Raw genomic sequence first — 3,933 nt, 5'->3', positions numbered from 1 at the left:
GGCCGCCCACCGCCGCTGCGGGGGCCCGGCCACCCGCGCGCGGGCGGGGCGCCCCGCCCGGCCGGGCGGCAGCACGCCATCGGCCCCGCCGGGCGAGCGGGGCCGATGGCGCATGAGGAGATTTGGTGTGGATGCGTCAAGGATGTGGTCGTTCCGCTGCGTCGGTGCGAAGCGCGGTACGGGGGTGCGGGGCCGAGCGGGGCCGGGGCCCAGGGCCGGGGCTCAGGCGTAGCTGGCGGTACCGCCGCCGGCCGCCAGGCAGAGCTCGCCCGGCAGATCGCTGCGCCGGGTGACCTTGAGCTTGCGGTACACCCGGGTCAGGTGCTGCTCCACGGTGCTGACGGTGATGAACAGCTCCCGCGCGATCTCGCGGTTGGTGTGCCCGAGGGCGGCCAGCGAGGCGACCCGGCGCTCGGCGTCGCTGAGGCCGCCCGCAGAGGCGCCCCCTGCGGTCTGCGGAACCTCCTCGCGGACGTCGGAGAACAGGTTCGACAGGCCGCGCTGGATGGGCTCGGCACGGTGCTCCTTGGCCAGCTGCCAGGCGCGGGTCATCATGATCCGCGAGCGTTTGTGGTCGCCGAGTTTCTGGTGGGCGTAGCCGAGGTCGGCGAGCGCCAGCGCCAGCTCGATCGGCGAGTCGCTGCGCTGCAGCTCGTCGACGGCCTGGCGCAGCAGTGAGGGCCGGTGCTTGAGCTCGGCGACGGCGGCACTCAGGCGCACCGTCATGCCGCGCGAGCGGGACGGCCCGGGCTGCAGCCGCCGGGTCTGCTCGTCGATCAGCACCTTGGCCTTCTGGAGGTCGCCGGCCTGCAGGTGCACCCGGGCCGCGGCGCCGCGCCACGGCACCACGCTCGGCAGGTCGAGGTCCCAGTCCTGCATCATCTCGCCGCAGATCGTGAAGTCGTCCAGCGCAGCCTGGGAGTTGTTCGTGGCCAGCCGGAACTCACCTCTCGCATAGAGGTAGTGCAGGCCGTAGCGGGTCTTGTAGATGGCCTGCGGCACCGGGCGGTTGAGCAGCTCGGCGGCGTCCTCGTACTTGCCCATCGCGGTCTGCGCGCAGAGCAGGGTGGCCAGCGGGAGGCCGATGTTGACGCCCCAGCCCTGCCAGGGCATCGACTCCAGGGCGGCCATCGCGTCGCGTTCGGCGTCGGCCAGCCGGCCCTGGCGGGCGGCGATCTGGCTGCGGAGCGCCAGCAGCGGCGGGCGCCAGCCCTCGGCGGCGTTGCCGATCCGTTCCAGCAGCTGGTCGCAGCAGACCGCCGCCCGGTCCAGCTGGTCGCCGTAGATCAGCGCGAGCAGGGCGAACTCGGCCTGCTCCCAGGAACGGTAGGTCAGGCGCAGACTGCGCAGCACCTGCTCCGCGGCGAGGAAGGTGTGCTCGCGGGCGCGGCCGCTGAGCACCTCGTCCAGGACGGCGGCGGCCTGCAGCTGCGGGTCGGCCCGGACGGCGGCGGGGGTGCGGCCCTCGTCGACGCCGCAGGGACCGAGCGGGGGCAGGTCGGCGATGGCGCCGGGGTAGGAACTCGAGAGCATGAGCTTGACGGTCTGCAGCTCGGCGGCGGTACGGCTCTCGACCGTCCACTGCTGGCAGATGATGTGCTCGAGGGTGGCCGAGGCCTCGGTGAGCCGGCCGTGCCGCAGCAGGTACTTGAGCACCACCACGGACTGGCGTTCGGCGAGGTCGCCGGAGCGCAGGGCGGAGGTGAGCTGGGGGAGGTGGCGGACGGCGTTGCCGGCCTGGAGCTGCCACTCGACGCCGGCCAGCAGGGTGAGCACCTCGCCGCGCCGGCGGCGGTCGGTGCAGCTGCGGTGGGCGTGCTCGACGCAGCGCCGGGCCAGTGCGGCGTCGCCGTCCACCAGTGCCTCGCGGGCGACGTCGCAGAGCACCTTGGTGCTCCAGGCCTCGCCGGGTTCGGTGGAGGCCAGCAGCTGCTCGGCGATGGCCCGCTCGGGGGCGCCGCGGGTGTAGAGCAGGTGGGCGGCGCGGAAGTGCAGGCGGCTGAGTTCGCCGGCGTCGGTGTCGTGCAGGACGGCGGTGCGCACGGCCGGGTGGCGGAACCGGCCGTGCTCCAGCAGGCCGGCCGAGTCGAGGCCTCTGACCACGCGTTCGACCGAGGCGGGGGAGCGGTCCAGCAGGTGGCCGAGCACCTGGACGCAGCTCTCGTCGCCGAGGACGGCGATGCCGCGGGCGACCGCCAGCGCGGAGGCCTCGCTGCGGTGCAGACAGCTGACGACGGCCTGGGAGAAGGCGTAACCGGCCCCGAGGGTCGCCGACCGGGCCTCGGAGGGCAGCCGGGTGCAGGTGCGCAGGTCGTCCAGCAGGGCGTGGACGAGCAGTGGGTTGCCGCCGGTCAGGGCGTCGACCCGGCCGCAGAGCTCGTGGGCGGCGAGGTCCTCGTCGCGCGGTGCGCCGGTGCGCCGGGCGTCCTCGAGCCGGGCGTCGAGCAGTGCGTTGACGCCGTCGTGGCTGAGCGGGCCGAGCATCACGCGGCGGCAGTTCGGCTGGCGCAGCAGTTCGGCGTGGAAGGCGGGCTGCGGGTGCTGGGAGGCGGTGCGCTCGGCCAGGACCACGGCTATCCGGGCCGAGCCGAGGCGCCGGATCAGGAAGAGCAGCCACTGCAGGGAGTGCTCGTCGGCGTGGTGCACGTCGTCGACGCAGAGCAGGAGCGGTGACACGGTGGAGAGTTCGAACAGGACGGCGCAGAGTTCCTGGACCAGGTCGCCGCAGAGTCGGGCCGGGCGGCCGGCGCCGGACTCCGGGCCGGCCGGCGCGTGGAAGGCCGGCCCCTGGGCGGCCGGCGGCTGTTCGGTCTCGGCGGCAGCGGCTGAGGTGACGGCCAGTCGCAGCAGGCGCTGGACGTGCTCGTGGCGTGCCGCGTCGAGCGGGGCGTGGCGCAGCAGCTGGCCGGCGATGCTCAGCGGAGTGTGGTTCTCGGCCTCCGCCCCGACGGCGCGCAGGGTGACGAACCCTGCCGCGTGGGCCTGCTCGCAGAGCGCGCTGAGCAGGACGCTCTTGCCGGTGGCGACCGGTCCTGCCACCAGGCCGACCGCTCCCACCCCGTTCAGCGCGTCGGTGGTGATTCGGTTCAGCTGGAGCAATTCCTCGCCGCGCTCGATCAATTCGGTTCGGGCCGTCATGTGCTGGGCTCCTCGCTTAGGTTCCCGACAGCCGTCGACGGCGAATGCCCGGTTGCGGGGGCGCGTTCGCGTACGGCGGCACGGAATGTTCAAGGGCGTTCCCGGCAGACCTCCGGGCCGTCGGCCCGCGGTACGCGGGGGACGGTCGACGGGGCATCAGTTCGCCGGGATCGGGGCGGCGGCACCGCTGCTCACCGGGCGAGTCCTCGCCGGCGGCGGTGCCGGTCGCCTCACGGATTGGCAGGCGCGCAGGTGAAGTTGACGGTGCGTCTGGAGCCGGGTCGACGCGGTCCGGTCGGCTGCCCGTTCTCAGCGTGTCGAATGCCGTATCCCATAGCGTGGAACACTGTTCCCCCGGTGAACTGGCGCCGACAATTCCGCTTGGCCCGAATGAAGAATGATCCGGGATTCAACCAGAATCGCGATCGCACGGATTCCATGCCCGTCCGCTCCGCCACTGTGGCCGTCCGCCGAGGCCGTGAAAAGGAGTTGCGGGACAACTGCTCAGAACATAACACTGCCGGACCCCGCCGGACGATACCTGTCGTCAGGAACCGATCAAGATTGGTAGCGGCTAGGAGCCCTAGGGGTAGGGGTAGGGGCCCCCATTCGGCGGGGGTCGAAGCCGTGAATCCGGACGAATCGCCCATATCGCCGAGCTGCTGTCCGGCCGTGCGACGGCTCGGAGCCGTCAACTTCCGAACGTTCGCGCCCGCCGGGGCCGTCCGGGCGGTGGATATCCGTAACTGTCCCGTAATTACTCGGACATGCAAGAGAACGGCCGGTTTCCCGCAG

Annotated in this window: 1 protein-coding gene; it reads right to left on the bottom strand. The window is 72.8% G+C overall.

Annotated features, from left to right (window positions below; translation table 11 throughout):
• Positions 1 to 222: 222 nt before the first annotated feature.
• Positions 223 to 3,138, bottom strand: a complete 2,916-nt coding sequence (locus tag ACFV0G_RS36670; protein WP_380557285.1) for an AAA family ATPase — start codon at positions 3,136 to 3,138, stop codon at positions 223 to 225.
• Positions 3,139 to 3,933: the final 795 nt, after the last annotated feature.

It is taken from the genome of Kitasatospora sp. NPDC059571 (assembly GCF_042735675.1).
Classification (GTDB): Bacteria; Actinomycetota; Actinomycetes; order Streptomycetales; family Streptomycetaceae; genus Kitasatospora.
The sequence above is the reverse complement of the archived record's forward strand: the minus strand, read 5'-3'. Positions and strand labels throughout refer to the sequence as shown.

Coding starts and splice junctions, on each gene's coding strand:
- ACFV0G_RS36670 (WP_380557285.1), bottom strand. CDS start 3,138: ATGACGGCCCGAACCGAATTGATCGAGCGCGGCGAGGAATTGCTCCAG.